Annotated in this window: 29 protein-coding genes and 1 pseudogene; 4 read left to right on the top strand and 26 right to left on the bottom strand. The window is 63.6% G+C overall.

Going from position 1 to position 25,597, the window contains the following annotated elements; translation table 11 throughout:
* Positions 1–22: 22 nt before the first annotated feature.
* From ABIB00_RS09890 to ABIB00_RS09880, 3 genes are read right to left on the bottom strand one after another with little or no spacing between them, the layout of a single operon-like run.
* Positions 23–694, bottom strand: a complete 672-nt coding sequence (locus tag ABIB00_RS09890) for a Fic family protein (protein ID WP_354104169.1) — start codon at positions 692–694, stop codon at positions 23–25.
* The gene (locus ABIB00_RS09885; protein WP_247341278.1) at positions 691–903 is read right to left on the bottom strand and encodes a hypothetical protein; all 213 of its coding nucleotides are present in this window, start codon (positions 901–903) and stop codon (positions 691–693) included. Before ABIB00_RS09885 ends, ABIB00_RS09890 begins: the two co-directional genes overlap by 4 nt.
* A 33-nt stretch (positions 904–936) precedes the next feature.
* Entirely contained in the window at positions 937–2,469 is a 1,533-nt protein-coding gene (locus ABIB00_RS09880) for an acyl-CoA carboxylase subunit beta (RefSeq protein ID WP_247341222.1), read from the bottom strand.
* A 147-nt stretch (positions 2,470–2,616) separates the two neighbouring features.
* Here ABIB00_RS09880 and ABIB00_RS09875 point away from each other — a divergent pair, with 147 nt between their 5' ends.
* Complete coding sequence (locus tag ABIB00_RS09875) at positions 2,617–3,030, top strand: DUF4260 domain-containing protein (RefSeq protein ID WP_354104168.1); 414 nt, start codon at positions 2,617–2,619, stop codon at positions 3,028–3,030.
* A 23-nt stretch (positions 3,031–3,053) separates the two neighbouring features.
* On the opposite strand, the gene ABIB00_RS09870 is transcribed toward ABIB00_RS09875, so the two are convergent.
* The 5 genes from ABIB00_RS09870 to ABIB00_RS09850 all read right to left on the bottom strand — a co-directional run bounded on the left by ABIB00_RS09870 (position 3,054) and on the right by ABIB00_RS09850 (position 7,426).
* Positions 3,054–3,710: a carboxymuconolactone decarboxylase family protein gene (locus ABIB00_RS09870; RefSeq protein WP_354104167.1), complete on the bottom strand. Its 657-nt coding sequence runs from the start codon at positions 3,708–3,710 to the stop codon at positions 3,054–3,056.
* A 61-nt stretch (positions 3,711–3,771) separates the two neighbouring features.
* A complete protein-coding gene (locus ABIB00_RS09865) occupies positions 3,772–4,590 on the bottom strand; it encodes a penicillin-binding transpeptidase domain-containing protein (RefSeq protein WP_354104166.1) in 819 nt (272 codons plus the stop codon).
* Between the two features lie 148 nt (positions 4,591–4,738).
* Entirely contained in the window at positions 4,739–4,999 is a 261-nt protein-coding gene (locus ABIB00_RS09860) for an EscU/YscU/HrcU family type III secretion system export apparatus switch protein (protein WP_007603059.1), read from the bottom strand.
* Positions 4,996–6,579 (bottom strand): flagellar hook-length control protein FliK, encoded by a 1,584-nt coding sequence (gene fliK / locus ABIB00_RS09855; RefSeq protein ID WP_354104165.1) that lies wholly within the window; start codon positions 6,577–6,579, stop codon positions 4,996–4,998. Before fliK ends, ABIB00_RS09860 begins: the two co-directional genes overlap by 4 nt.
* Before the next feature lie 52 nt (positions 6,580–6,631).
* Positions 6,632–7,426 carry an ATP12 family chaperone protein gene (locus ABIB00_RS09850; protein WP_354104164.1) on the bottom strand — a complete coding sequence of 265 codons (795 nt, stop codon included), beginning with the start codon at positions 7,424–7,426 and terminating at the stop codon, positions 6,632–6,634.
* Positions 7,427–7,500: 74 nt separating this feature from the next.
* Between ABIB00_RS09850 and ABIB00_RS09845 the strand changes: the two are divergent.
* A pseudogene (locus tag ABIB00_RS09845) lies at positions 7,501–7,946 on the top strand (hypothetical protein).
* A 553-nt stretch (positions 7,947–8,499) separates the two neighbouring features.
* On the opposite strand, the gene ABIB00_RS09840 reads toward ABIB00_RS09845, so the two are convergent.
* The 3 genes from ABIB00_RS09840 to ABIB00_RS09830 are packed head-to-tail and all read right to left on the bottom strand — an operon-like array spanning position 8,500 to position 12,505.
* On the bottom strand, positions 8,500–9,714 hold the full coding sequence (locus tag ABIB00_RS09840) for an RluA family pseudouridine synthase (protein ID WP_354104163.1): 1,215 nt from the start codon (positions 9,712–9,714) through the stop codon (positions 8,500–8,502).
* Between the two features lie 56 nt (positions 9,715–9,770).
* Positions 9,771–11,102 (bottom strand): replication-associated recombination protein A, encoded by a 1,332-nt coding sequence (locus ABIB00_RS09835; RefSeq protein WP_354104162.1) that lies wholly within the window; start codon positions 11,100–11,102, stop codon positions 9,771–9,773.
* Positions 11,099–12,505, bottom strand: coding sequence for a DegQ family serine endoprotease (locus ABIB00_RS09830; protein ID WP_354104161.1), 1,407 nt, complete (start codon positions 12,503–12,505; stop codon positions 11,099–11,101). Before ABIB00_RS09830 ends, ABIB00_RS09835 begins: the two co-directional genes overlap by 4 nt.
* A 310-nt stretch (positions 12,506–12,815) precedes the next feature.
* Here ABIB00_RS09830 and ABIB00_RS09825 point away from each other — a divergent pair, with 310 nt between their 5' ends.
* A complete protein-coding gene (locus ABIB00_RS09825; RefSeq protein ID WP_354104160.1) occupies positions 12,816–14,429 on the top strand; it encodes an OprO/OprP family phosphate-selective porin in 1,614 nt (537 codons plus the stop codon).
* Between the two features lie 41 nt (positions 14,430–14,470).
* Here ABIB00_RS09825 and ABIB00_RS09820 read toward each other — a convergent pair whose 3' ends face one another.
* Positions 14,471–14,848, bottom strand: a complete 378-nt coding sequence (locus ABIB00_RS09820) for a winged helix-turn-helix transcriptional regulator (RefSeq protein ID WP_354104159.1) — start codon at positions 14,846–14,848, stop codon at positions 14,471–14,473.
* A 121-nt stretch (positions 14,849–14,969) separates the two neighbouring features.
* On the opposite strand from ABIB00_RS09820, the gene ABIB00_RS09815 reads away from it, so the two are divergent.
* Positions 14,970–15,983: a zinc-binding alcohol dehydrogenase family protein gene (locus tag ABIB00_RS09815; protein ID WP_354104158.1), complete on the top strand. Its 1,014-nt coding sequence runs from the start codon at positions 14,970–14,972 to the stop codon at positions 15,981–15,983.
* A 100-nt stretch (positions 15,984–16,083) separates the two neighbouring features.
* On the opposite strand, the gene ABIB00_RS09810 is transcribed toward ABIB00_RS09815, so the two are convergent.
* The 14 genes from ABIB00_RS09810 to rpsN all read right to left on the bottom strand — a co-directional run bounded on the left by ABIB00_RS09810 (position 16,084) and on the right by rpsN (position 25,551).
* Positions 16,084–16,872 carry an SDR family NAD(P)-dependent oxidoreductase gene (locus tag ABIB00_RS09810; protein WP_247341189.1) on the bottom strand — a complete coding sequence of 263 codons (789 nt, stop codon included), beginning with the start codon at positions 16,870–16,872 and terminating at the stop codon, positions 16,084–16,086.
* Positions 16,873–17,086: 214 nt separating this feature from the next.
* Positions 17,087–17,503 (bottom strand): 50S ribosomal protein L17, encoded by a 417-nt coding sequence (rplQ, locus tag ABIB00_RS09805; RefSeq protein WP_007603047.1) that lies wholly within the window; start codon positions 17,501–17,503, stop codon positions 17,087–17,089.
* Positions 17,504–17,623: 120 nt separating this feature from the next.
* Entirely contained in the window at positions 17,624–18,655 is a 1,032-nt protein-coding gene (locus tag ABIB00_RS09800; RefSeq protein ID WP_354050813.1) for a DNA-directed RNA polymerase subunit alpha, read from the bottom strand.
* Positions 18,656–18,766: 111 nt separating this feature from the next.
* Complete coding sequence (gene rpsK, locus ABIB00_RS09795; protein ID WP_007603045.1) at positions 18,767–19,156, bottom strand: 30S ribosomal protein S11; 390 nt, start codon at positions 19,154–19,156, stop codon at positions 18,767–18,769.
* A 124-nt stretch (positions 19,157–19,280) separates the two neighbouring features.
* A complete protein-coding gene (gene rpsM / locus ABIB00_RS09790) occupies positions 19,281–19,649 on the bottom strand; it encodes a 30S ribosomal protein S13 (protein WP_092034909.1) in 369 nt (122 codons plus the stop codon).
* Between the two features lie 187 nt (positions 19,650–19,836).
* A complete protein-coding gene (locus ABIB00_RS09785) occupies positions 19,837–20,721 on the bottom strand; it encodes an adenylate kinase (RefSeq protein WP_354050815.1) in 885 nt (294 codons plus the stop codon).
* Positions 20,722–20,997: 276 nt separating this feature from the next.
* On the bottom strand, positions 20,998–22,329 hold the full coding sequence (gene secY / locus ABIB00_RS09780) for a preprotein translocase subunit SecY (protein ID WP_246916884.1): 1,332 nt from the start codon (positions 22,327–22,329) through the stop codon (positions 20,998–21,000).
* A gap of 152 nt (positions 22,330–22,481) precedes the next feature.
* Positions 22,482–22,967, bottom strand: coding sequence for a 50S ribosomal protein L15 (gene rplO, locus ABIB00_RS09775; RefSeq protein WP_354050817.1), 486 nt, complete (start codon positions 22,965–22,967; stop codon positions 22,482–22,484).
* Between the two features lie 75 nt (positions 22,968–23,042).
* The gene (gene rpmD / locus ABIB00_RS09770) at positions 23,043–23,249 is read right to left on the bottom strand and encodes a 50S ribosomal protein L30 (RefSeq protein ID WP_211399432.1); all 207 of its coding nucleotides are present in this window, start codon (positions 23,247–23,249) and stop codon (positions 23,043–23,045) included.
* Positions 23,250–23,273: 24 nt separating this feature from the next.
* Positions 23,274–23,861 (bottom strand): 30S ribosomal protein S5, encoded by a 588-nt coding sequence (gene rpsE / locus ABIB00_RS09765; protein ID WP_007603037.1) that lies wholly within the window; start codon positions 23,859–23,861, stop codon positions 23,274–23,276.
* A gap of 47 nt (positions 23,862–23,908) precedes the next feature.
* Positions 23,909–24,271, bottom strand: a complete 363-nt coding sequence (gene rplR, locus ABIB00_RS09760) for a 50S ribosomal protein L18 (RefSeq protein WP_007603036.1) — start codon at positions 24,269–24,271, stop codon at positions 23,909–23,911.
* A gap of 11 nt (positions 24,272–24,282) precedes the next feature.
* Complete coding sequence (gene rplF, locus ABIB00_RS09755) at positions 24,283–24,816, bottom strand: 50S ribosomal protein L6 (RefSeq protein WP_247341181.1); 534 nt, start codon at positions 24,814–24,816, stop codon at positions 24,283–24,285.
* Positions 24,817–24,832: 16 nt separating this feature from the next.
* The gene (gene rpsH, locus ABIB00_RS09750; RefSeq protein ID WP_008136338.1) at positions 24,833–25,231 is read right to left on the bottom strand and encodes a 30S ribosomal protein S8; all 399 of its coding nucleotides are present in this window, start codon (positions 25,229–25,231) and stop codon (positions 24,833–24,835) included.
* 14 nt (positions 25,232–25,245) lie between these two features.
* Positions 25,246–25,551: a 30S ribosomal protein S14 gene (gene rpsN, locus ABIB00_RS09745; RefSeq protein WP_247341178.1), complete on the bottom strand. Its 306-nt coding sequence runs from the start codon at positions 25,549–25,551 to the stop codon at positions 25,246–25,248.
* Positions 25,552–25,597: the final 46 nt, after the last annotated feature.

The following is a 25,597-nucleotide window of genomic DNA, read 5'->3' as shown; positions in this document are numbered from 1 at the left end:
GCCTAGCGGCAAAGTCCTTCGCTTAGCTAGGTAGCTTGCCCCCAACCGATTTATAGAATTCCGCAAGTTGGTTCGCTAACAGTGAGGCCAACAAATCTTCCATCTTCGAAACATCGGTCCGGCCTCCGCCGCGAAAGACCAAATCTGCTTCATCCAACGCGTCAAAATAGGGCTTTCGGTTGTCGATGATTTGATCTGGTATCGTTGGCGTGCCTGGCAGAACCGCACCAGCGCGAACCGAAAGCACAACATATGAGACAATTCGGGAGGTACGACCGTTCCCATCCGCGAACGGATGAATCCAGTTTAGCCGCCACATGACGTAAGCGGCGAGATGGATCGGCGTGCTAGCTTCCCAGTGATCATTGACGTAGTCGCACATGTCCTCAACGAGTTCGGGGACCAGATGTGCACCGACGGGCTCATGCTTACTTCCGTCGATGGCAACGCCACCGGGGCGATAGTTTCCAGCATAGGAGCTGATGCCTGCTAAGGCTTCTCGCTGCAAACCGAGGATGAGTGAGGGGCGGAGCTTGAATGAGCCCCGCTCAAAGGCCGTATGGATCGCACCAATGGCTGCGTCGTATTGGCGGAACCCGTTCCGAGCTTCCGCAGCGGCCTTCTGCTGAGGATCTGTAATTAACTCAGGTTCGAGCGCACGGCTATCGCGCCGTTCACGCTCTTCGCTTGTCATTTCTTTTCCTTGGCCAATTTTTCGGCCTCACGGTCCACCATTTCGCGCGTAATAAGCGAATTCTCGAAATGGGTGTTGCCATATACGAAGCTGCGCCGCTGCTCCTCCCGGTGTTCGGGGGACGGATTGGCGGTCTTCGCAGCTTCGATTAGTTTCTTGAGAGCGTCAGTCATCGCACCAATATAGTCGAGTCCGTTCAGGGGCACCACGCGATTTTGTACAGAATAGCCGCTGTAAGTTCCTCACAACGGCAAATTGTCGTGCTTCTTCGCAGGCGTTTCCACCTTCTTGTCCTTCAGCATCGACAACGCCCTTGCAATCCGTTTTCGCGTCGAGTGCGGCATGATGACGTCGTCGATGTAGCCGCGCTCGGCGGCGATGAACGGCGACAGGAAGCGGTCTTCGTACTCCTTGGTGCGGGCCGCGATCTTGTCGGGGTCGCCGATGTCGGCGCGGAAGATGATCTCGACCGCACCCTTGGCGCCCATCACCGCGATCTGGGCGGTCGGCCATGCATAGTTCATGTCGGCGCCGATCTCCTTGGAGGCCATGACGTCGAAGGCGCCGCCATAGGCCTTGCGGGTGATGATGGTCACCAGCGGCACGGTGCACTGCGAGTAGGCGAACAGCAGCTTTGCGCCGTGCTTGATCAAGCCGCCATATTCCTGCGCGGTGCCCGGCAGGAAGCCCGGTACATCCACGAAGGTGACGATCGGGATGTTGAAGGCGTCGCAGAAGCGGACGAAGCGCGCGGCTTTCCGCGAAGCATCGCTGTCGAGCACGCCGGCCAGCACCATCGGCTGATTGGCGACGAAGCCCACCGTGCGGCCGGCGATGCGGCCGAATCCGGTGACGATGTTCTTGGCGAAGGCGTCCGCGATCTCGAAGAAGTCGCCCTCGTCCACGACCTTCAGGATCAGCTCCTTCATGTCGTAGGGCTTGTTCGGATTGTCAGGGATCAGCGTGTCCAGGGACATGTCGACGCGGCCGATGTCGTCGAAGCTCGGCCATTCCGGCACGCCGTCGGTGTTGTTGGACGGCAGGAAGTCGATCAGGCGTCGCATCTGCAGCAGCGTCTCGACGTCGTTCTCGAAGGCGCCGTCCGCGATCGAGGAGCGCGTCGCGTGCACCGAAGCGCCGCCGAGCTCTTCCGCGGTGACGACCTCGTTGGTGACGGTCTTCACCACGTCCGGGCCGGTGACGAACATGTAGCTGGTGTTCTTCACCATGAAGATGAAATCGGTCATGGCCGGCGAATAGACGTCGCCGCCGGCACACGGGCCCATGATGACTGAGATCTGCGGGATCACGCCCGAGGCGAGCACGTTGCGGCGGAACACGTAGGAATAACCGGCCAAGGCAGCTACGCCCTCCTGGATGCGGGCGCCGCCCGCGTCATAGAGGCCGATGATCGGCGCCCGCGCCTTCATCGCCATGTCCTGAAGTTTTGTGATCTTCAGCGCGTGCGTTTCAGAGAGCGACCCGCCGAACACCGTAAAATCCTTGGCGAAGACGAACGTCTTGCGGCCGTTGACAGTGCCCCAGCCGGTGACAACGCCGTCGCCGGGCACCTTGTTCTTCTCCATGCCGAACTCGATGGAGCGGTGCTCGACGAACATGTCGAATTCCTCGAACGATCCCTTGTCGAGCAAGAGCTCGATGCGCTCGCGCGCGGTCAGCTTGCCGCGGGCGTGCTGCGCCTCGATGCGCTTCTCCCCGCCGCCGAGCTTTGCGCCGGCGCGACGGTCTTCGAGGGCGTCCAGGATATTCTTCATTTGCTCCCGCCAGTTCTTAGCCTAAATGCGATTGCCGGGGTTCTAACACGGCATTTTACAGGCCGGGAAGCCGCTTTCGGCGCCGCAGAGCTGCCTTGCCGCAGCGCGAAAGCGCAAGGAATTACAAAGTTTGCCTGGGAGGCGAGCATGACCGAAGGAACGGCTGAGACGGGCGCCGCGACGGGCGGCGTCAACATCGTGCTGCGGCTGGAGGGCCTGACCTTGTTTGTGGGGATGGTGATGCTCTACTGGACCTGGGACGGCTCTTGGGCAGTCTTTGCCCTGCTCTTCCTGGTCCCCGATCTGAGTTTTCTCGCCTATCTTGCCGACGCCAAATTCGGCGCGCTGGTCTACAACGCGGCCCACAGCTACATGGCGCCGGTCGCGCTGATGACGCTTGGCTTTGGCTTCGCCTCGCCGCTCACCCTGTCCATCGCCTTGATCTGGCTCGCCCATATCGGCCTCGACCGGACGCTCGGCTATGGCCTGAAATATGCGGCCGGGTTCGGCTTCACCCATCTCGGCCGGATCGGCCGGATCGGCCGGCAGAAGGACGCCTGACCCACTCCGCGCAATGACGAGCTCTACGGCTCACCCGCCTTGAACGGCTCCTGCTTGTCCGGCGGCACCGTCTCTTCCGCCATCGCCAGCAGCATGGCGACCATCACATAGTTGCCTGCGAGCGCGGTGAGGTCGACGATCTGCTGATCGTTGAAGACCTTCCTAGCGCGCGCATAGGTTTCGTCGCCGACCTTCTTGGTCGTGGTGAGTTCGGTGACGAAGTCGTAGACGACGGTCTCGTCCTCGGCCATCTTCGACGGCCGCTTGTTGGCCTTCAGCTCCGCGATGATGTCGGCCGACAGGCCAGCCTTGGCCGCGAGCGGCGCATGGGCGTACCACTCGACCTGCGAGCGCCACTGCCGCCCGATGATCAAAATCGCAAACTCGTTGAGCTTGGTCGGGACGGAGGTTTCCCAGCGCAGATAATAGAACAGATCGAACAGGCGCTGGCCGAGCACGGGACTGCGGATCATCGGATTGTACGGACCGCCGATGCCGACGCTCGACACCTTCATGATCTGCTCGCCGAGCGGCTTCTGCTTGGCGTCGAGCTGGTCCATCGTGAGCTGCGGAAAGCGCGGCTCCTTGCTGGTGGCAGGCGCTGCAAACATCGTGGCGGCGAGCCAGCCGCCTGCGGCGGCAAGCGTGAGCGACGGCAGCCAGAGTGGCGTTGAGTTCATTTTGTCCTCCCGGTTTTCTTGACCCGGGGGATGCTAATCGAGCGGCGCCAGCCTGGTAGCGCTAGATCGCGCCGATCTCGGCAAGGCAGGCTTGCGTCAGCGGCATGCGCTCGCCGACCAGACGCGGCTCCTTGCAGTCCATGTTGAGCGCGAACACGGTATGCGCTTCGCCCTTCTCGGCCCAGCCCACCATCCAGCCAAGCGACGGCTCGCCGCGCTCGGCGCCGAGAAGTCCGGACTTTGCGCGGATGACGCTATCGCCGACCTTGGTCACCGGCAGGATGTCCGCGACGAGATCCTGGCTGCGCCTGGAAATCGGCAGCGCGCGGCGGCGCAGCCGGTCGACGAAATCGACCTGCTCGACCGGATCGATGCGCAAGGCGCCGGTGAGCCAGAACTGGTCGATGCCGCCGCCGATGTCGCGGTTGCCGTAGTCGAACAGATCGACATACTTTTGCATGCGCTCTTGCCCGATGCGGCGCGCGATCTCCTGATAGACCGGTACCGCGCTCACCGCGATCGCGCTGCGTAGCGTGTGATCCTTATTCCAGGCCTCGATCGGACGCTTCACGCCATCCCAGGGAAATACGTCCTTGTCGGGATCGGCGACGACGCCAGTTTCGAGCGCGATCAGCGAGTTCGGAATCTTGAAGGTCGAGGCCGGCAGCTTCGCCTCGCCCGAACGTTCCTTGTCGCTCGCGACGATCAGATAGTCCTCGACCTTGTAGCCGACGAACGTCCCGGCCGTGCCGAGGTCGGTGAAGCGCTTTGCGAGGCTGTCACGGATCTCGTTGCGTGGCGGCGCGACATGGGCGAATGCACGCGATGGCAAAGCGGCAGCTGCGGCGAGAAAGCCGAGGGTGGAACGGCGGGTGAGCACTGGCGGTGTCCGTTACGCGATGAAGATGGCCGCGACCATGCGGTCGCTATCGTGGTGAAACGATGACAGGTTATTTCTTGAGCATGATCTCTTCGGAAAACCGCTGCACACTTTGCGCTCACGCGGCCCTTCGGGTCCGGATCATGCTCTACCGCCTGCCCGACAGCCGCAGCACGAACACCAGCACTTCGGCGACGGCCTTGTAGAGATCGGGCGGGATCTCCTCGCCGAGTTCGACCTTGGACAGCGCGCCAGCCAAGATCTCGTTCTCCTCGATCGGTATGTCGTTGGCCTTGGCGATCTCGACGATCTTTTCGCCGATCGTGCCCTTGCCCTTGGCGACGACGACCGGCGCGTTGCTGCCCTTCTCGTAATGTAGCGCAATCGCAAGCTTCGACGGGTCGCTCATGTGGCGCGATCCAGGAAGTGGCCGGCGCGGGCCGGTGCGGGCTGTGGCGGGGTACCATCGCGGACCAGGATGTCGCCGGGCTTGAGCTCGGCCCTGGTCATGGCCTGGTTGAGCTCGCCGAGTCCTGCGCGGAGCTGCTGCGCCGTCGTCGGCCGCTCCGCCCACATCCGCACGAAAGTCTTGTCGCCGTTGAGCGTAATCAGAGCATGCACGGGACCGGCCGGCTCGACATTGAGCGTGAAGCGCGCGCGCCATGCGCGCTTGGCGGGATCGGCGGATTCATTGCCGCCGTCGCGCGAGATTTCGAACTGCGCCATTGCGGTGCCCTGCGGCGTTGCGAAGGGAATCTCGAAATTCCACTGCGGCACGCTCGGATCGATCCTGTGACCGCTGGCGTCAATGCGATCAGGGAGCGAAGCAACCTGGAGCAAGGTCTGGCGCGCGATCGCAGCATCGGTGTCGTCGAGCAGCCGATGCACGGTCGCAGCGAGCGGCGTATCCGGTGCGAGTGATGGCGAGGCAATGGATTGCGGCGACGGCAACGCGCCGCGAACCGGCGGCGGCGTCGCGCGCGAGGCGGCTTCGAAAACATGTCCGTCAGGCACGGCCTTGTTTGAGCCCGGCACGTTGCCGGTCATGCGCGGCAGGCTCTGCGTGATCTCCTGCAGGAGGCTCGCGGTCATGGTTCGTGGCATCGCGGCCTGTGGAGAGTTGCCGGCGATGTCGGCCAGTATGGTAGCCGCGAGATTGGCGTTGCGCGGCGGTTGGGCGATGTCGGATTCGGTTGACGGCAATGCGGTCGGCGCGGCCTCACCTGCTGCCGGAGCCGGCGCGACAGCGGCCTGCGGTGTCCCCGGGATGCCAGCAGGAATCGCGGCCCCCTCGAGCGTCGTCAGCGTCTGTCGCAGCACCAGCAGCGCCGCTTTCAGGTCGGGCATGGTGCCGGAGGACGGCGTCGCGCCCGCGGCGAGCGACGCCTCGAGGAACAGGCCGGACTTCTGGAAGGCGGATTCGATGTCGCCGCCATCGAGCCCGGTGTCGAGCGGCGTCTGCTGCGCCAGCACGCCCAGCACCGCCTGCTTCAGCCCCGCGGGCAGATCACTGCCGGCGACGACCGCGGCCAGATTGGCGAATATCGGTGCCTGGCTGCCCTGCTTCGTCACGGCCTCGGCCGAGGCCGTTGTGACGGCGACCTGTTCCAACGGCGTCAGCGTGTTGCGGGCCGCGCTCGCCGACAGCGCCAGCGCCAGCGACGGACTGTCCACCAGCGAGGCCGCAGCCGGCGTCAGCGTGACCTGATCGGTCGCCGCCTCGCCTGCCCCGCCCATAATGGCGAGCCGGATGGTGCCGTCGTTCTGCGACACCGCGAGCTGAAGATTTTGCCCGGGCGACAGCGCCACCTCGGACATCACATCCATCGAGAGGTTGGCGATCGCGATCCGCACCAGATTGGCGGCGAGCACGCTGACGACTTTTGCGTCCACTACGCTGCCGGCCTGCAGCACAAGATCAGGCGTCGCCGCATCAGCAACAGGGCTGGCAGCACTGACGGGAACGATCGAGCTTATCGGCGTCGGCATCTTGGGGCGGCCCAGGGAACGCCCACCCTAAGGACGCCTCGTAAACCTCTCGTTAAGGACCTTCGGCCGTGGGCGGCTTCACCGCAGTCAAAACCGCCACGGCAGCCTCGAAATCCCGCAGGCGGGCGACCCGGCGGCCGGCCGCCTCCTCGTCCGCGCCCCATTTCTCGGCGTTCCAGTCCTCGTCGACATGAGCGGCCGCCCAGACCTGGCCGGCATCGCGGACGCCGTGGGCCAGCGCCAGCGCCAGCAGTGCCGAGCCGGTCAGGGTCGTCACCACATGGAGCGCCGCGACCGACCAGGCATCCCGCGGCAGCGCAGCGCGCGCAGCCTGGACCGCCTCGTCCGGCTGCTTCACATGCATGATGCCCTCGGACAGGATGAAATGCGCGCCCAACGCCTCCGCGGCCCAGAACAGCACGGGGTCCCAATGTGCGGCCTCGCGGGCAACCAGCCCCTCCGGATCGCCGGCGCGATAGAACAGCAGATCAGTCTGAAGGTATTTCGCGAGATCGTTGCTGACGAGATCGACGCGATCCACGACGCCTTCGACCACGCTGTTGGCGATCCGGGTCAGCGGCATGGTCATGGGATTGATCGTCTCGCCCTGAGCCGCCCATTCCGCGGCGACCGCATCGGCCAGCGCGCGCGACGGGATCACGACCTGGCGGCCGGACGGCGTACGGATCGGTTTGCAGTCGAGCGTGATGGCGAAGCCGCCTTCGGCATCAGCAACGCCGGCGTCCTTGTAGAAGCGCTTGCGCTGCGGCGCGCGCGCGGCCTGGCGGACCGCCTCCTGCGGATCAAGCGGGGGGCGCCCCGCAGCTTCATCGAACAATTCGCGCATCTCGTTTTCGGTCCCGATCACTCAACGCTAGGCTTGTAAGGTAAGACCGGCCGCCGATAAAGCGAGCGGGAGGTATGAGGGAACTTGCGGGCATTGTGTCTCTGCTCGCCGGGTTTTGGCAGGCCACAGCGGAGGCCGGCTCTCGGACTCCGGAATCGGTGGTCCGCAACGTCTACGCTCATTACGGCTAGGGCGCGCCGGAGCGTTCGAAAGGCCTGCCACGGGATGCCGCCACCGCCCCGCAATTCTTCGACCCTCCTTACGCAACGTGTGGTCCATGCCGCGGGTCGAGCCCTACGATTTCCTGGTGCAGAGCCCGAGCTGGAAGCTCTGCCCCGTCGCGATCGCGATCATTCGCATGCAATACGACAAGACCTATGTCGCGGCGAATTTCGACAACCGCGGCCGGCCGGTCACGCTGAACTTCATCCTGGTCAACGGGCCCGAGGGTTGGCTGATCACTGGTATCGAGAGCCCGGATGACAGCTTGCCGATATTTCTCGAGCAGTTTCGGAATTGAGGTAGTCTAGCCTATCTGGCGCTCTGTTCGCCGGCCATGCATTCATGGGGGCAAGCAATGGCTACATGCGACTATTGCAGTGGGACTTATAGAGGCTGGGCAATAAAGGACGGATCGTATCGCTATTGTAATGGGCTTTGTCACTCAAGAGGAAAGGCGTTGCTCAGCTGCCTCGACGGTTTTCCCTCCGACAAGTTGGATGCAATTATTGCGCGGGAGCACGCGGGACCTTGCCCGAATTGCGGTCAGAACCGTAATGTCGACATCTACGAGTCTCACAAAATACAGTCCTTCTTCGTATATTCATCGTGGCAAACGAGTTCTTTCGTTGCTTGCCAGACATGTGCTCATCAGCGGCAGAAGGAGGATCTATTGTGTTGCCTCTTGGCGGGATGGTGGTCTCCAAGAGGAATGCTCACTACCCCATTCTTTTTAGTATTCAACATTCTCGCGATGTTTCGTCGCCAGGATCCCGTAGTGGCGTCCGACCGGTTTCGCAAATTGATCAGAATGAACCTAGCCCGCCAACTTGCGAGCCAATAAGACAGCCCAACTACTCTTCCGGCGCGTTCTCGATCGGATCAAATCTGGTTGCATCGAGCCCGAGCAAATTCCACGACTGCTGCATGTGCTGCGGCAATGGCGCGGTGGCGTCGATCACGCCGCCGCGCGGATGCGGAATGACGATACGGCGCGCCAGCAGATGCAGCCGGTTTTGCAGGCCGCCCGGCAGTTGCCAGTTCTCGATGTTGAAATATTTGGGATCGCCGACGATGGGGTGGCCGATATGTTCCATGTGGGCGCGCAGCTGGTGGGTGCGCCCCGTCACCGGCTTCAGCGACACCCAGGTCAGCTTGTTGCCGGCAGTCTCGACCACCGCATAGTATGTCACCGCGTGGCTTGCGCCCTCGTCGCCATGCTGGGCGATGCGCATGATGGTGTCGTCCTCGCTTTCTTCCTTCGCAAGGAAGGTAGAGATGCGGCCCTGCTTCGGCTTCGGCAGGCCCGGCACCAGCGCCCAATAGGTCTTTCGCGCCGACCGCGAACGAAATGCGCCGGTCAGATGCGAGGCGGCAAAGCGCGTCTTCGCGACCAGGAGGCAGCCCGACGTCTCCCTGTCGATGCGGTGCACGAGGCGCGGCTTCTGGCCCTTGGAATCGCGCATCACCTCGAGCATCTGGTCGATGTGCCGCGTCATGCCCGAGCCGCCCTGCACGGCGAGGCCGGCCGGCTTGTTCAGGACGAGAACGTCGTCGTCCTCGTAGATCGTCATTTCCTTCAGCGCGGCAAGCGTCTTTTGCGCTGCCTCCGACTGCGGATTGGGCGCCTTCGGCGTGTCGAGCTTCAGCGGCGGAATGCGGACGCTCTGGCCCTCCTCCAGCCGGTCCTTGCTATCAACGCGCTTGCCGTCGACCCGCAGCTCACCTTTGCGGACGACGCGCTGGATGTGGGAGAACGACAGGCCGGGAAAGCGCGCTTCGAGGAAACGATCGACGCGCATGTTGTTCTCGTCGGCCGTAACCTTGACGGTCTCCACCTTGGTTGGCAGCAGCGCCTCGACCGGCTTTGGCGGCGCAGCCTGTTCCAGCGCAGGCTCCGACACACGCCGCTCAATGCGCTCGGCCGCAAAGCGCGGTGGCTTCGCGCCGGGCTTGCCGCCCGGCCGCGGCCCAGCTGTCTTCGCGCTGCGCGCCTTGAACGGGCGTGTTTCCTTGCGCTCATCGCGCGAACGGGGCTTTGGATCGGTTCTTTTGATGTGGCGGCTCATGGTGCCTGCCTAGCCCAAAAGTGCCCTTTCGTCACGACGAAATGGCGCTTCTGGCCTCAGCCACCCCGCTCCTTCCGCAACTTGGCCCAATAATCCAGCCGCTTGCGGATCTCGCGTTCAAAACCGCGCTCGGGCGGGTCGTAGAAGGTCTGGCGGCCCAGGGCTTCCGGAAAGTAGTCCTGGCCGGAGAACGCGTCCGGGGTGTCGTGGTCGTATTCGTAAGATGCGCCGTAGCCTTCCGATTTCATCAGCTTGGTCGGGGAATTCAGGATGTGCTTCGGCGGCAGCAGTGAGCCGGCCTGCTTTGCGACCTGCATCGCCGTGCCGAAGGCGGTGTAGACGGCGTTCGATTTCGGCGCGGTGGCGAGATAGACCACGGCCTGCGCGATGGCGAGCTCGCCCTCGGGATGGCCGAGGAAGTCGAAGGCATCCTTGGCGGCGTTAGCAATGACGAGCGCCTGCGGATCGGCGAGGCCGATGTCCTCCACTGCCATGCGCACGACGCGCCGGGCCAGGAACAGCGGGTCCTCGCCGGCATCGAGCATGCGTGCGAGATAATACAGCGCGGCATCGGGATCGGAGCCCCGCACCGACTTATGCAGCGCCGAGATCAAATTGTAATGGCCATCGGCCGACTTGTCGTAGATGGGCGCGCGACGCTGCAAAATCTCCTGCAATTGCGTGGCGTCGAAAACCTCGTCCTTGCGCGCGGCGCGCCAGACTTCCTCGACGAGCGTCAGCGACGCACGGCCGTCGCCATCGGCCATGCGAACCAGCACGGCGCGCGCTTCCTCGTCGAGCGGCAGCTTGCGCCCCTCGACCTCCTCGGCATGCGCAAACAGCTTTTCGATCGCGGCCGCATCGAGCGAGCGAAACACCAGCACGCGCGCCCGGGATAGAAGCGCCGCATTGAGCTCGAAGGACGGGTTTTCGGTGGTGGCGCCGACCATCACCACCGTGCCGTCTTCCATGACGGGCAGGAACGAATCCTGCTGGGCGCGGTTGAAGCGATGCACCTCGTCGACGAACAGCAGCGTGCCCTTGCCCATCTCGCGGCGGGCACGCGCGGCCTCAAAGGCTTTCTTCAAATCGGCGACGCCGGAGAACACCGCGGATATCTGCTCGAAATGCAAATCGGTGGCGTCCGCGAGCAGCCGCGCTACCGTGGTCTTGCCGGTGCCGGGCGGGCCCCAGAATACCAGCGACCCCAGCGTGCGCGTCTCCAGCATGCGCGTCAGCGCGCCGTCGGGACCCAGGATGTGATCCTGGCCCACGACCTCCGAGAGCGCGCGCGGCCGCAGCCGATCCGGCAGCGGATGCGGAGCCTCGTGATCGAGCCCCGCCGCGGCAAAGAGAGTTGGCGTCTCCTGTGGTCGCTTCGGACTCATCCGCCCAGCGTGACGTTGATTTGCTGCCCGCCGCGCACTAGCGTGATGCGCCAGATGCGCTGGCGCTCGGCCGCCGCCTTTTCGAGGTCGCTGGTCTTGCTGATCTTCTGGTTGTTGACCGCCAGGATCACGTCGCCCTTCTGGAAGCCGACATTCGCGGCCGCGCTGTCGCCGCCGAGATCGGTGACCACGACGCCTTCGGTGTCGGCGTCCAGATGCAGCTCGTCGGCGAGCGCCGGGGTGATGGTCGAGACCTTCGCGCCCTGGAGAGGCGAGCGAGCGGTGATGACGAGTTCGTTGCGGCCGATATCGGGCGCGGCGTCCAGCGCGACCGTCAGCCTGACCGGCTTGCCGCCGCGCTGCACGTCGATCTGCGCCGTGCCGCCGAGCGGCCGTGTGGCGAAGCGATAGTCGAAGGCGTTGGGATCATCCACGGTCTGGCCGTCGATGGAGACGATCAGGTCGGAGGATTTCAGCCCGGCCTTGGCCGCCGGTCCGTTCGGAACGACGCTTGCGACCAGCGCGCCGGTGGGCGAACGCAGGCCGAGGCTTTCGGCGATCTCGGGCGTCACCGCCTGCAATTTCGCGCCAAGCCACGGCCGCTTCACCGCCTTGCCGCCGCCCTTTGCGGAGGCGACGACGACGCGCACCATGTTGGCGGGGATCGCGAAGCCGATGCCCTGCGAGCCGCCGGAGCGCGAATAGATCGCGGTGTTGATGCCCGCGAGCCTGCCGTTCATGTCGACCAACGCGCCGCCGGAATTGCCGGGATTGATCGCCGCATCGGTCTGGATGAAGAACTGGTAGTCGGTGATACCGACCTGCGTGCGCGCCAGCGCCGAGATGATGCCGTGAGTCACGGTCTGGCCAACGCCAAAGGGATTGCCGATGGCCATCACGACGTCGCCTACCATCAGCTCGTCCGAATTGGTGAATTCGAGAGCCGGAAACTTCTCTTTGGTGTCCTTGAGACGCAACACCGCGAGATCGCTGCGAGAGTCCTTCAGCACGATCTCGGCCTCGAACTCACGCTTGTCCGACAGCGACACCTTGACCTGGTCGGCGCCTTCGATGACATGGACGTTGGTGACGACGAGCCCGGACGCATCGACGATCACGCCCGAACCAAGTGAGCGCTGCACCTGCTCCTGCTGCTGGCCGGGCGCGCCGAAGAAGCGGCGGAAAATCGGATCGTCGAGCAGCGGGTTGCGGTTCTGCACTACCTTGGCGGCATAGACGTTGACGACCGCCGGCTGCACCCGCTGCACGATCGGCGCATAGGACAGCCGCAGTTCGGCGGGCGAGGACGGGACACGGCGGTCCTGCGCGGCGGCCGGATTGAAGTTGGCCGAAAAGGCTATGCACAGTGCCGTGACGACGGCAGCCCAGGTCGATCGAAACATTCCTACCTCTCGGAAAAGACGCCGGAATATAGGCGCGTTCGCCCGCTAATAGAAGGGTGCCCGGCGGCATATTCAGCCCCCTTTTGGTGTGTCCGGCCTGCAAGCCCTGCGTGCGAAATAGCAATTTGCCGGGGCTGTGGATTGGCATGATGCACGTCATCTTGCATGGTGGTGCAAGGCGGATTCGGTTGCGGCGAATTTACATCAGTGGGAACCGCGCAACCGGGCGCAGAGTCGCGGGGCAGTCATCGATCATACCTAGGCTCTCCGTTGCGACTTGAGGAAGTTCGTCAACCGATGGAGTCATGACGTGAGCAGGATCAGAATTGCAGCCACGGCGATCGGTCTCGCCGGCGCGCTGGCGGCCTCGCAGGCCCAGGCCCAATCGGCGAGCAGCAGCGATCAGGAGATCGCGCTCCTGAAGCAGCAGTTGAAGATGCTGGAGCAGAAGCTCGACAAGCTCCAGAGCCAGACCGCCGCGAACACCGCGGCTGCGGCCAAGGCCAGGACCGAAGCGAAGGCGGAGGCGAAAGCCGAAGCGCGTTCCGAAGCGAAGGCCGTCGTTGCCAATGCCAACGCGGCGATCCCGCTCAAGGGACCGGCGCCAGCGTCCGGCGTCGTGGTGACGATGCCGAATAACCGGCCGACCATCTGCACCGCCGATGGGGCGAACTGCGTGGGGATCACCGGCCGCGTGCATTGGGATGTCGGCGGCTATGACTATCGGCCCAACACGGCGGCGACCGTGCCGCAAAAGCTCGACAGCGGCGAGAACGTCCGTCGCGCGCGCATCGGTCTCGCCGGCAGATTCTTCAACGACTGGAATTTCGCGCTGGTCTACGACTTCGGCGGTTCCTCCGACGGATTTGGCGGCTCTGCGCCCGGCTCGCTACCCGGCGGCGGCGTCTCAGGCGTCGAGAACGCCTATCTCAGTTACACCGGCTTGAAACCGTTCGGCGGCAAGATGGCCATCGAAGGCGGCATCATGGACCTGCCCTACACCCTCGATGAGGCCACGAGCTCCAACGACATCATGTTCATGGAGCGCGCCTCAGCGGGCATCGTCGCGACCAGCATCGCCGCGGGCGACTTCCGCTCCGCCGTCGGCACGCGCTGGTACAACGACCAGCTCTGGATCGGCGGCTATGTCACGGGACCCTCGACCGGTGCGATCCATTCCGCGTCCAGCGTGGCACCGAACGGTACCTCCGAGCAGTATGGCGCCGTCGCCCGCGTTGCCGGCCAGGTCGTCAGCGGCAAGGATTACTCGCTCCATCTCGGCGGAAACGCCGAATGGCTGATCCAGCCGCCGCGCAACATGGTGACGGGTGCGCAGACGGTCACGCTCAGCGACCGCCCGGAACTGCGCATCGATCCGACAGCACTGGCTACCACCGGCGCGATCGCCAATGCCTCCGGCGCGCAGGTCTACAGCGTCGAAGCGGCCGCCACCTACGGACCGCTGATCCTGCAGGGCGAATATTTCTGGTACAACATCGACCGCAGCGCCAATACCGGCCTGCCGCCGCTGGGTGCGCCGAGCCTCAAATTCCAGGGCGGCTATGCACAGGCCGGCTACGTGCTGACGGGCGAAGGCCGCAGCTACAACGCGGCGAACGCGGCCTATGGCGGCGTCAAGCCCGCGCACCCGTTCTCGCTCGATGGCGGCGGCTGGGGCGCATGGGAAATCGCGGGACGCTTCTCGACCATCGACCTCAATGATCAATTCGGAACGGCCACCGGCATCGCAGGCGGCCGGCAGACCGTCTACACGGCGGCCCTGAACTGGTACGTCAACGGCAACGTTCGCTTCATGCTCGACTATCTGCATGGCACGGTATCGAAACAGGCCTCACCGGTCTCGGCCGCCGATGTCGGCTCGAAGTTCGACGCTGTCGCGATGCGAACCCAGTTCGCGTTCTGAGATGATCTCTGCCGGGAGCGGCACCGTCCGCTCCCGGAAATCTACGCGGCGCGCTTCGGTTTCTTTACGACGACCGGCGCCGGCGCGCAGGACAGCCGCTGCTGATGGCTCTCGCCCCAGGCCTTCAGGATGTCGATCACGGGCTTGAGGCTCTCGCCGAGATCGGAGAGAGAATATTCCACGCGCGGCGGCACCTCTGCGTAGACCTTGCGAATGACGAGCTTGTCCTCCTCCAGCGCACGAAGCTGCTTGGTCAGCATGCGCTGGGTGATGCCGGGCACCCGGCGGCGTAATTCGCCGAAACGCTGGGTGCCGTCTTGGAGGTGGTAGAGGATCACGCCCTTCCACTTGCCGTCGATGAGATCGAGCGTCGCCTCGACCGAGCATCCGGGACGACGGGCGAAGTCGCGCCGTTTCATGTGTGTTTTCCCAATAGTATCCAAACAGGGACTATATCCCCGAATTTACAGTACTTGCCAAATTAGAGCCAGAGCGACAGTTAGGACGGCAGGCGAGCACGCCATCTGATGGAGACAAGCCATGAAGGCCGTCGGCTACAAAAAGTCGCTTCCGATCGAGGATCGGGACGCGCTGATCGATTTCGAGATCGCCAAGCCCGAGCCCAGAGGACGCGACATCCGCGTGGCCGTGAAGGCGATCTCGGCCAATCCGGTCGATTACAAGGTGCGCAAGCGCGCCGCCCCACCCGAGGGCGAGACGAAGATTCTGGGCTATGACGCGGCCGGCGTGGTCGACGCCGTCGGTCCCGACGTCACGCTGTTCAAGCCGGGCGACGAGGTGTTTTACGCCGGCTCGATCCTGCGCCAGGGCACCAACTCCGAATTCCATCTGGTCGACGAGCGTATCGTCGGCAACAAGCCGAAAAGCCTGTCGTTCGCGCAAGCCGCCGCCCTTCCCCTCACCTCCATCACCGCCTGGGAGCTGTTGTTCGATCGGCTCGGTGCGGTGCCCGGCAAGAGTGTCGATCCGCGCACCCTGTTGATCACGGGCGGCGCCGGCGGCGTCGGCTCGATCCTGATCCAGCTCGCCCGCCGCCTCACCGGGCTGACGGTGGTCGCGACCGCGACGCGGCCCGAATCGCAAAAATGGTGCCTCGATCTCGGCGCGCATGCGGTGATCGACCACGGCCAGCCAATGAAGGAGCAGATCGAGAAGCTGAAGCTGCCGCCGGTCGCGCTGGTCGCGAGCCTCACCTTCACCGACCAGCACTACAAGGCGATCGCGGACGTGATGGCACCCCAGGGCAAGTTCGGCCTGATCGACGATCCCCCGGAATTCACCATGAGCACGTTCAAGGGCAAGGCGATCTCGGTGCATTGGGAATCGATGTTCACGCGCTCCTCGTTCCAGACCGCCGACATGATCGCGCAGCATCATCTGCTGGGCGATGTCGCCGACCTCATCGACAAGGGCGTGCTGCGCACCACGCTCGACCAGACCTTTGGCACGATCAACGCCGCCAACCTCAAGCGCGCGCATGCGCTGCTCGAGAGCGGCAAGTCGCGCGGCAAGATCGTGCTGGAGGGGTGGTAGATAATGCTGCGTAGGGTGGTTAGCCTTGCGACTGCGCGAAGCACAGTTCGCACGGCGCAACCCACCCTGCGATTCCGCGCTTGACGCTGCACTGCAGCCTTTACGCAATCGTGTTGACGATGCCGCCCTCGGCACGCAACGCCGCGCCGTTGGTCGCGGAGGCTTCCTTCGAAGCCGCATAAACCACCATGTTGGCGATTTCATCGACGCTGGCGAAGCGCTGGAGCAGCGAGCTTGGGCGATGCTGTTTGACGAAATTGGCCGCGGCCTCGTCGAGTGACTGGCCGTTCTGCTTGGCAAGATCCTTTACAAACGTCTCGACGCCTTCAGACATGGTCGGGCCCGGCAGCACGGAATTGACGGTGACGCCGGTGCCGCGGGTTAGCTGCGCCAAGCCTCGCGCGACCGAAAGCTGGGCCGTCTTGCTCATTCCATAGTGGATCATCTCGACGGGAATGTTGAGCCCGGACTCCGAGGAGATGAAGACGACGCGGCCCCAGTTACGCCCAAGCATGCCCTTCAAATACGCGCGCGAGAGACGCACGCCGCTCATGACGTTGACCTCGAAGAAGCGGCTCCAGTCCTCGTCCGGAATGTCGAAAAAGTCTTTCGGCTCGAAGATGCCGGCGTTGTTGATGAGGATATCGACCTCAGGCAGCGCCGCCACGAGTGCCTTGCAGCCCGCAGCGGTCGAGACATCGGCGGCGATGCCGCGGACCTTCCCGCCCACACCTTGCAGCTTGCGCACGACCGCATCGACCTTCTCCTGGCCGCGTCCGTTGATCACGACGCTAGCTCCCGAGCCGGCAAGACCCTTGGCGATGGCGTGGCCGATGCCGGCGGTCGAGCCGGTCACGAGGGCGGTCTTTCCGGAAAGGTCGATGTTCATGCGATGTCTCCATTGATGCTGACGGAGATATCGTGCGCTGCAAGGGCGGCCGCAATCGCCCCTCACCGACGCGTGAGGATTCAGTTGCGAGGCGGAAGCGTCCTGAGAAACGCGACCATGGCGTCGAAACGATGCGCGCCATGAGACGTCGCCGCGTCATACAAAAAAGCGGCGCCCAAGGGCGCCGCTTTCTGAAAACTCGCTACCGGTCGACTTACGCCGCCTCGGCTTCCTTTTCCTGCACCGGACCGGAGTCCTGGCCCTTGGCATCGACGTCGCGATCGACGAACTCGATCACGGCCATCGGGGCGTTGTCGCCGTAGCGGAAGCCGGCCTTGATGATACGGGTGTAGCCACCCTGGCGATCCTTGTAGCGGGGCGCGAGCGTGTCGAACAGCTTCCTGACCTGATCCTTGTCGCGCATCTCGGAGATGGCCTGGCGGCGCATGGCCAGGCCGCCCTTCTTGCCGAGAGTGATAAGCTTCTCGACGATCGGGCGCAATTCCTTCGCCTTCGGCAGCGTCGTGACGATCTGCTCGTGCTTGATCAGCGCGGCGCACATGTTGGCGAACATCGCGCGGCGATGCTCCGCGGTGCGGTTGAGCTTGCGATGAACCTTGCCGTGACGCATTTTTCTATTCCTTGAATTTCATTCGTCGCGACGGTTCGTCGGACTTGTTGCTCAGGTGGGCTGCCTGCGTTCGCCCGCAAAGGCGCGATGAATTCGCGCCTTTGCCTGTTGTAGTTCAGATCAGTAGTGATCCTCGAAGCGCTTGGCGAGCTCGTCGATGTTCTCCGGCGGCCAGCCCGGCACTTCCATGCCGAGATGCAGACCCATCTGGGCCAGCACTTCCTTGATCTCGTTCAGCGACTTGCGGCCGAAGTTCGGAGTGCGGAGCATTTCCGCTTCGCTCTTCTGCACGAGGTCGCCGATGTAGACGATGTTGTCGTTCTTCAAGCAGTTGGCCGAACGCACCGACAGCTCGAGCTCGTCCACCTTTTTGAGGAAGGCCGGATTGAAGGCGAGGTCCGGGATGATCTCCTGGGCGACTTCCTTGCGCGGCTCTTCGAAGTTGACGAACACGTTGAGCTGATCCTGCAGGATGCGCGCGGCGTAGGCCACGGAGTCATCCGGCGACAGCGCGCCGTTGGTCTCGATCGTCATGGTCAGCTTGTCGTAGTCGAGGATCTGGCCCTCGCGGGTGTTCTCGACCTTGTAGGAGACCTTGCGGACCGGCGAGTACAGGCTGTCGACCGGGATCAGGCCGATCGGCGCATCCTCGGGACGGTTGCGCTCGGCGGGCACGTAGCCCTTGCCGGTGGCGACCGTGAACTCCATGCGGATCTCGGCGCCCTCGTCCAGGGTGCAGATCTGCAGGTCCGGGTTGAGCACGACCACGTCGCCGACGGTCTGGATGTCGCCGGCGGTGACAGCGCCCGGGCCGGACTTCTTGACGACCATGCGCTTGGGGCCTTCGCCCTGCATCCTGATCGCGATGTCCTTGATGTTGAGCACGATGTCGGTGACGTCCTCACGGACGCCCGCGATCGAGGAGAACTCGTGCAGCACGCCGTCGATATGCACCGACTGAACCGCTGCGCCCTGGAGCGAGGACAGCAGAATGCGGCGCAGCGCGTTGCCGAGCGTCTGGCCGAATCCGCGCTCGAGCGGCTCGGCGACGATGGTCGCGAAACGGGTCGGATCGCTGCCGGGCTGCACCTGGAGCTTGTTCGGCCGAATCAATTCTTGCCAATTTTTCTGGATTGTCACTGTTTCACCCATACAGGCCAGTCAAACTGCTGCTGCAGACACTGGCGTTGGAGAAAGGCCGCAGATCATTCCCACGGCTTTGCAAAAAGTCATTGCGGGCGTCAGAGCGCCCGCAATTTGGTATCAAACGCGCCGACGCTTGCGGGGACGGCAACCGTTGTGCGGGATCGTGGTCACGTCACGGATCGAGGTGACGGTGAAGCCTGCGGCCTGGAGCGCGCGGAGCGCCGATTCACGGCCCGAACCGGGACCCGCGACTTCGACTTCCAGCGTGCGCATGCCGTGCTCCTGCGCCTTCTTCGACACGTCCTCGGCGGCAACCTGCGCGGCATACGGGGTCGACTTGCGCGAACCCTTGAAGCCCATCGTGCCGGCGGAAGACCACGCAATCGTGTTGCCCTGCGCGTCGGTGATGGTGATGGTCGTGTTGTTGAACGACGAGTTCACGTGCGCGACGCCGGAGGCGATGTTCTTGCGCTCACGACGACGAACGCGGGTGGCTTCCTTGCCCATAGAGTACCTTTCCTGGAGATCTCAAACGCCGCCGTAGTGCCAGCGGCTACACCTGATGGAACGAAAGGCGCGCGGCGAACGGGTCATCCCCCTTCGCCACACGCCGCGATCTGGATTCGAAAACTTACTTCTTCTTGCCGGCGATGGCCTTCGCCGGGCCCTTGCGCGTGCGCGCATTGGTGTGGGTACGCTGGCCGCGCACCGGCAGGCCGCGACGATGGCGCAGGCCGCGATAGCAGCCGAGGTCCATCAGACGCTTGATGTTGATGCCGACCTCACGACGCAGGTCGCCCTCGACGAGATAGTCGCGGTCGATCACTTCGCGGATCTGGAGCACTTCGGCGTCGCTGAGCTGATTGACGCGACGATCCTCGGGGATCTTCACCTTCTCGATGATCTCACCGGCAATCTTCTGGCCGATGCCATGGATGTACTGGAGCGCGATCAGAACGCGCTTGTTGGTCGGAATGTTCACGCCGGCAATACGGGCCACGGCCTTCTCTCCTGTCGCCGATCCCTCGTCAGGAATCTGGCTTTAAGTGCTTGGTTTCTCGGGCAGGTGTTCACAAACGCGAACACGACGCCCACCCCTGGTCTTCCTGGGGCCCGGCATCGTTTTAAACTATCCGACTTGGATGCGGGGCTTATTAGGGGATTCAGGGGGCTTTCGTCAACCGCCGCTAGCGCTTGGCTCGCTTTTTCGTGACCTTTTTTGCAGTCTTTTTGGCACCCTTTTTGACAGCCTTCTTGGCAGCCTTTTTGGTCGTCTTTTTGTTGGTCGCCTTCTTGCCGGCTTTCTTGACCGCCTTCTTGGCACCCGTCACGGCCTTCTTGCCGGCTTTTTTGGCGGATTTTGCAGCCTTTTTGGCTGTTCTGGTCGGCTTTTTGGCCGATTTCTTCGCCGCTTTGGCCTTTTTGGCCAGGGCCGCCTTGGCCGCGCTCCGGGCGCGGGTCCTGCCATGCGTCTTGGGCTCGACCGCTCCGAGCGCCAGGAGCTGGCGATGAATGGCGCGGGTGACCTCGTCGATGGCCATCATGCCGTCGATGGTCGAAAGCTTCCGCCGCTCGGAATAGTAGTGAATCAGCGGTTCCGTCTGGTTGCGGTAGCTGGCGAGTCGCTTGGTCAGAACCTCCGGAGTGTCGTCGAGTCGGACCTCCTCCCCGCGCTCCCGCATCTGGGCGACGCGAGTTTCGACACGACTCAGGAGCGCGCTCTCGTTGACGCGGAGCTCGATCACGGCGTCGAGCTTGAGGTGCTTGTGCTTGAGCAGCTCATCCAGCGCCTCGGCCTGCGGCACGGTACGCGGGAAACCGTCGAGGATGAAACCGTTTCTGGCGTCCGGCTGATCGATCCGGTCGGAGATGATTCCGACCACGACATCGTCGGGCACGAGGCCGCCGCTGGCCATGATCTCCTTGGCCTTGAGTCCGACCGGCGTTCCGGCCGCAACGGCCGCGCGCAACATCTCGCCGGTCGAGAGCTGGACGATGCCATAGCGCTGCACCAGCAGTTGCGCCTGGGTCCCCTTGCCCGATCCCGGCGGTCCCAGAAGTATGATTCTCATCGGCGTACGCCCCCCGCATTGGTGAGCGATACGTCGCGCACCCGTGTTTTGAAGTCCAACTACAGTGCAAATCATAATCGGCGCCGCACCGCCACCCATATCATAGGGGAGCAAATGGCCGGACGCCAAGAAGGCCTTTGAGATCAGTGTTTGCGCTACAGGGAGAGCCGCTCTTCCGATGCGACCGAATGGCTCGCTGGACGTCCCTGCAGGCGCCGCGCGTTGCTCGCGCGACGAATCGGGGGCGCAGTCGCGCCGCCCGAGAGGACGCCGCGCTTAACGGCGGCGGCCGCGCAGCTTCGACTTCCGGATCAGGCCTTCGTACTGATGCGCCAGCAGATAGCCCTGCACCTGCGCCACCGTGTCCATGGTGACGCTGACGACGATCAGCAGCGAGGTGCCGCCGAAATAGAACGGCACCGAGGCGTAGGAGATCAGGATTTCCGGGATCAAGCAGACGATCGCCAGATAGACCGCGCCAAGCACGGTGACGCGCGACAGCACGTAATCGATATATTCCGCGGTGCGCTCGCCGGGACGAATGCCCGGAATGAAGCCGCCGTGCTTTTTCAGATTGTCCGCGGTCTCGGTCGGATTGAACACGATCGCTGTGTAGAAGAAGGCGAAGAACACGATCAGCGCCAGATACATGATCAGGAACAGCGGACGGCCGTGGCCGAGCTGGGTGGTGATCCACTGGAACCATTCCGGCCCGCTGCCCGCGTTGAAGTTCGCAACCGTGGTCGGCAGCAGCAGCAGCGAGGAGGCGAAGATCGGAGGAATCACGCCCGAGGTGTTGAGCTTGAGCGGCAGATGCGAGGACTGGCCCTCGAACATCTTGTTGCCGACCTGGCGCTTCGGATACTGGATCAAGAGCCGGCGCTGGGCGCGCTCCATGAACACGATGAAGGCGATCACGGCGACCGCCATGATGATGACAACTAGGATCAGGCCGGTCGACATCGCACCCTGACGGCCGAGCTCGAGCATGTTGGCGAGCGCCGCGGGCAGCTCGGCGACGATGCCGGCGAGAATGATCAGGGAGATGCCGTTGCCGATACCTCGCGAGGTGATCTGCTCGCCCAGCCACATCAGGAACATGGTGCCGCCGGTCAGCGTGATCGCCGTGGACAGGCGGAAGAACATGCCGGGGTCGCTGACGACGTTGCCGGCGCCTTCGAGGCCCACCGCGATGCCGTAGGACTGGAACGCCGCGAGAATCACCGTGAGATAACGGGTGTACTGGTTCAGCAGCTTGCGGCCGGACTCGCCTTCCTTCTTCAGCGCCTCGAGCTGGGGCGAGACGGTGGTCAGAAGCTGAATGATGATCGAGGCCGAGATGTACGGCATGATGTTCAACGCAAAGATCGCCATGCGGTGAATGCCGCCGCCGGCGAACATGTTGAACATGCCGAGGATGCCGCCCGCCTGTGAGCGGAACACCTGCTCCCAGATGTTGGGGTCGATGCCGGGCAGCGGGATATAGGTCCCGAGCCGATAAACCAGCAGCGCACCCAGGGTGAACCAGATGCGCTTCTTCAGTTCGTCGGCCTTGGCAAACGCACCGAAATTGAGATTGGCTGCCAGTTGTTCCGCTGCAGAGGCCATCTTGGACTTTCTCCCGCCGCCTATTGCGCCGTTATGCCCGCGGCCGGGCTACATTATACCGGACACCGGACATTATCTGGGGCTACGGCTTCGATAAGTCCATCGTCCCGCATGCGCAAAGGCCCGCGAACCGCGGGCCAATGACGCAGTTGTTACGCCGCCTCGCCTTCTTCCTTGGCAGGCGCGAGGATCTTCACCGAGCCGCCGGCCTTCTCGACCGCTTCAATCGCGGTCTTCGTGGCACCATGGACTTCGATGTTGAGCTTGGCCTTGAGCTCGCCGCGGCCGAGCAGCCGCAGGCCGCCCTTGGGGCGGCGGAGCACGCCAGCCTTGACCAGCGATTCGACGTTCACGACGCTGCCGGAGTCGATCTTCTTGGCATCGACCGCGTCCTGGAGCCGGTCGAGATTGATCTCGACGAACTCGACCCGGAAGATATTCGTGAAGCCGCGCTTCGGCAGACGGCGATGCAACGGCATCTGGCCGCCTTCGAAACCCTTGATGCGCACGCCCGAACGCGCGGTCTGACCCTTGCCACCGCGGCCAGCCTGCTTGCCCTTGCCCGAACCAATGCCGCGGCCGACGCGCATGCGCTTCTTGCGCGAGCCGGCATTGTCGGCGATATCGCTGAGCTTCATCGCCCTGCTCCTTGTTTCTTGCGCATGACCTTCACCGAAAACGGGTCCCCGCTTTTCGGGATCGTGCGCCTTTGCTTACTTCTCGTCGACGATGCGAACGAGATGGTGAACTTTCAAGATCATGCCGCGGACCGCCGGAGTGTCCGGCAGTTCGCTGGTGCGGCCGATCTTGTTGAGCTTGAGCCCGATCAGCGTCGAACGCTGCGAGTGATGGCGGCGGATTGCGCTGCCAGTCTGCTCGAGCTTGATCGTCTTTGCGGTCGTAACGGCACTCTTGGCCATGGGCGTCTACTCCGAAAGCTTCCGTTATTCGGCAACCGCCTCGGCGTCGCCACCGATACGGCGGGACTGGAGGGTGGACACCTTGATGTTGCGGCGGGCAGCGACCGAGCGCGGCGAATCCTGATGCTTCAGCGCGTCGAAGGTTGCGCGAACCATGTTGTACGGGTTCGAGGAGCCGATCGACTTCGCGACCACGTCCTGAACGCCGAGCGTCTCGAACACGGCGCGCATCGGACCGCCAGCGATGATACCGGTACCGGCCGGGGCTGCGCGCAGGTAGACACGCCCAGCGCCATGACGGCCGGCGATGTCGTGATGCAGCGTACGGCCCTCGCGCAGCGAGACGCGTGTCAGGTTGCGCTTGGCGGATTCAGTTGCCTTGCGGATCGCCTCAGGCACTTCGCGCGCCTTGCCGTGACCGAAGCCGGCGCGGCCCTTCTGATCGCCGATCACGACCAGCGCTGCGAAACCGAAGCGCTTGCCGCCCTTGACGACCTTGGCGACGCGGTTGATGTGGACGAGCTTGTCGACGAACTCGCTGTCGCGCTCTTCCCTGCGTTCACGTCCGCCGCCGCGTTGATCGCGTCCACCACGTTGTTCGCGTTCTGCCATGGTTTTTCCAGTCCTTCAGAGGCTTACGCCTCAATCCTCAAATTCTGTTAGAAGCTCAGCCCGCTCTCACGCGCCGCGTCGGCAAGAGCCTTGACGCGCCCGTGATAGAGATAGCTGCCGCGATCGAACACGACTTCCTTGACACCCTTCTCGGCGGCGCGCTCGGCCAGCAGCTTGCCGACCGCCTTCGCCGCATCGATATCGGCGCCGGTCTTGCCGCCATCGCGCATCGACTTCTCGAGCGAGGAGGCAGAGGCCAGCGTCTCGCCCTTCAGGTCGTCGATGACCTGGGCGTAGATGTGCTTGGACGAGCGGAACACCGACAGGCGCGGACGGCCGCCACCGGAGCGGCGAAGCTTCAGCCGTACACTGCGCTTGCGCCGGGCATTCGTAACCTTGGCTTTCGACATGACCGGCTCCGTTACTTCTTCTTGCCTTCCTTGCGGAAGATGAATTCGCCAACATACTTCACGCCCTTGCCCTTGTAGGGCTCCGGCGGACGATAGGAGCGAATCTCGGCGGCGACCTGGCCGACGCGCTGGATATCGCTGCCCGTCACCGTGATCTCGGTCGGCTTCGGCACGGTGATCGTGATCCCTTCCGGGATCGCGTAGACCACGTCGTGGCTGTAGCCGAGCGCGAGCTGCAGGTTCTTGCCCTGCAGCGCGGCGCGGTAACCGACGCCGGTGATTTCGAGCTTCTTCTCGAAGCCCTTGGTAACGCCTTCGACCAGATTCGCGACCTGAGCGCGAGCGGTCCCGTACAGGGCCCGTGCGCGGTTGGTCTCGACCCGCGGGTTCACCTTGACCTGGCCGTCCTCGAGCTTCACCTCGACGTCGCTATGGACGACGAATTGAAGCTGGCCCTTCGGCCCCTTCATCTTGACGGTCTGCCCGTCGACGGCCGCGGTCACACCCGACGGCACCGCTACCGGCCTTTTGCCAACTCGTGACATGGATCAAAAATCCTTCTCAGAACACCGTGAAGAGAACTTCGCCGCCCACATTCGCTTCGCGCGCACTGTGGTCAGCCATGATCCCCTTCGGCGTCGACAACACCGAAATGCCGAGCCCGTTGTTGACCCGCGGCAGAGCCTTCACCGAGGCGTAGACACGACGCCCGGGCTTGGAGACTCGTTCGATCTCGCGGATGACGGGCTCGCCGTCGAAATACTTCAGCTCGATCTCGATCTCGCTGCGGCCCGAGGAGTGCTCGAGCGTGGCGTAACCGCGGATGTAGCCCTCGGTCTTGAGAACCTCGAGCACGTTCTCGCGCATCTTCGAACCAGGCGTGGAGACCTTGCTCTTGGAACGCATCTGAGCGTTGCGGATACGAGTGATCAGATCGCTGATTGGATCGTGCGTAGACATCTAAACGACCCTCCTTACCAGCTGGACTTCACGAGGCCCGGGACCATGCCCCTGGAGCCAAGGTCCCGCATTGCGATGCGGGACAGTTTGGTCAAGCGATAATTCGAGCGCGAACGGCCCGACAGCTCGCAACGCAGACGGATGCGGGTGGCCGACGAATTACGCGGCATTTCCGCAAGCTTCAGGGTCGCGGCGAACCGCTCCTCCATCGGCAGCGTCTTGTCGGCGATGATCGCCTTCAACCGCGCGCGCTTCGGGGCGGCGTTCTTCGTCATCCGCTTGCGCCGGTTGTTCTTCTCGACTGAACTCTTCTTTGCCATGCTTGGCTCCTGGGTATCCGCGTTTGAGAGGCTTTACGTCAGCGTC

Origin of the sequence: Bradyrhizobium sp. LB14.3 (genome assembly GCF_040547985.1) — a bacterium.
GTDB lineage: Bacteria > Pseudomonadota > Alphaproteobacteria > Rhizobiales > Xanthobacteraceae > Bradyrhizobium.
The sequence above is the reverse complement of the archived record's forward strand: the minus strand, read 5'-3'. Positions and strand labels throughout refer to the sequence as shown.

Coding starts and splice junctions, on each gene's coding strand:
- ABIB00_RS09890 (WP_354104169.1), bottom strand. CDS start 694: ATGACAAGCGAAGAGCGTGAACGGCGCGATAGCCGTGCGCTCGAACCT.
- ABIB00_RS09880 (WP_247341222.1), bottom strand. CDS start 2,469: ATGAAGAATATCCTGGACGCCCTCGAAGACCGTCGCGCCGGCGCAAAG.
- ABIB00_RS09875 (WP_354104168.1), top strand. CDS start 2,617: ATGACCGAAGGAACGGCTGAGACGGGCGCCGCGACGGGCGGCGTCAAC.
- ABIB00_RS09870 (WP_354104167.1), bottom strand. CDS start 3,710: ATGAACTCAACGCCACTCTGGCTGCCGTCGCTCACGCTTGCCGCCGCA.
- ABIB00_RS09860 (WP_007603059.1), bottom strand. CDS start 4,999: ATGAGCGACCCGTCGAAGCTTGCGATTGCGCTACATTACGAGAAGGGC.
- fliK (WP_354104165.1), bottom strand. CDS start 6,579: ATGCCGACGCCGATAAGCTCGATCGTTCCCGTCAGTGCTGCCAGCCCT.
- ABIB00_RS09850 (WP_354104164.1), bottom strand. CDS start 7,426: ATGCGCGAATTGTTCGATGAAGCTGCGGGGCGCCCCCCGCTTGATCCG.
- ABIB00_RS09840 (WP_354104163.1), bottom strand. CDS start 9,714: ATGAGCCGCCACATCAAAAGAACCGATCCAAAGCCCCGTTCGCGCGAT.
- ABIB00_RS09835 (WP_354104162.1), bottom strand. CDS start 11,102: ATGAGTCCGAAGCGACCACAGGAGACGCCAACTCTCTTTGCCGCGGCG.
- ABIB00_RS09830 (WP_354104161.1), bottom strand. CDS start 12,505: ATGTTTCGATCGACCTGGGCTGCCGTCGTCACGGCACTGTGCATAGCC.
- ABIB00_RS09820 (WP_354104159.1), bottom strand. CDS start 14,848: ATGAAACGGCGCGACTTCGCCCGTCGTCCCGGATGCTCGGTCGAGGCG.
- ABIB00_RS09815 (WP_354104158.1), top strand. CDS start 14,970: ATGAAGGCCGTCGGCTACAAAAAGTCGCTTCCGATCGAGGATCGGGAC.
- ABIB00_RS09810 (WP_247341189.1), bottom strand. CDS start 16,872: ATGAACATCGACCTTTCCGGAAAGACCGCCCTCGTGACCGGCTCGACC.
- rplQ (WP_007603047.1), bottom strand. CDS start 17,503: ATGCGTCACGGCAAGGTTCATCGCAAGCTCAACCGCACCGCGGAGCAT.
- ABIB00_RS09800 (WP_354050813.1), bottom strand. CDS start 18,655: ATGGGTGAAACAGTGACAATCCAGAAAAATTGGCAAGAATTGATTCGG.
- rpsK (WP_007603045.1), bottom strand. CDS start 19,156: ATGGGCAAGGAAGCCACCCGCGTTCGTCGTCGTGAGCGCAAGAACATC.
- ABIB00_RS09785 (WP_354050815.1), bottom strand. CDS start 20,721: ATGAGAATCATACTTCTGGGACCGCCGGGATCGGGCAAGGGGACCCAG.
- secY (WP_246916884.1), bottom strand. CDS start 22,329: ATGGCCTCTGCAGCGGAACAACTGGCAGCCAATCTCAATTTCGGTGCG.
- rplO (WP_354050817.1), bottom strand. CDS start 22,967: ATGAAGCTCAGCGATATCGCCGACAATGCCGGCTCGCGCAAGAAGCGC.
- rpmD (WP_211399432.1), bottom strand. CDS start 23,249: ATGGCCAAGAGTGCCGTTACGACCGCAAAGACGATCAAGCTCGAGCAG.
- rpsE (WP_007603037.1), bottom strand. CDS start 23,861: ATGGCAGAACGCGAACAACGTGGTGGACGCGATCAACGCGGCGGCGGA.
- rplR (WP_007603036.1), bottom strand. CDS start 24,271: ATGTCGAAAGCCAAGGTTACGAATGCCCGGCGCAAGCGCAGTGTACGG.
- rplF (WP_247341181.1), bottom strand. CDS start 24,816: ATGTCACGAGTTGGCAAAAGGCCGGTAGCGGTGCCGTCGGGTGTGACC.
- rpsH (WP_008136338.1), bottom strand. CDS start 25,231: ATGTCTACGCACGATCCAATCAGCGATCTGATCACTCGTATCCGCAAC.
- rpsN (WP_247341178.1), bottom strand. CDS start 25,551: ATGGCAAAGAAGAGTTCAGTCGAGAAGAACAACCGGCGCAAGCGGATG.